Origin of the sequence: Paenibacillus xylanexedens (assembly GCF_007676705.1) — a bacterium.
Taxonomy (GTDB): Bacteria; Bacillota; Bacilli; order Paenibacillales; family Paenibacillaceae; genus Paenibacillus; species Paenibacillus xylanexedens_C.
Map to the genome: position 1 here is coordinate 1 of NZ_VEBF01001029.1, position 215 is coordinate 215.

Annotated in this window: 1 protein-coding gene; it reads left to right on the forward strand. The window is 51.6% G+C overall.

Features of this window, described 5'->3' with window-relative positions; translation table 11 throughout:
* Positions 1-15: 15 nt before the first annotated feature.
* Positions 16-215 (forward strand): hypothetical protein (locus FS628_RS33545; RefSeq protein WP_145326738.1); only part of this gene is annotated, 200 nt, incomplete at its 3' end.

The following is a 215-nucleotide window of genomic DNA, read 5'->3' on the forward strand; positions in this document are numbered from 1 at the left end:
GAGGATGATGCGGAAGTGAAAAGGCAGCTTGGATGGAGAGTGAGAGAGAGCGGTGATGTGATGGATGGGAGTATGGATGAGGAGGGGATGAGTAAGATTAATGCGGGAATGAAGGGGGAAGTGGAGGGGGTTAGAGAGGGGAAAGGGAAGGAGGTGAAGAGAGGAGTGGTGATATTGAGTTACTTGTGGTATGGAAGGGAGGGATGGAGAGGTGT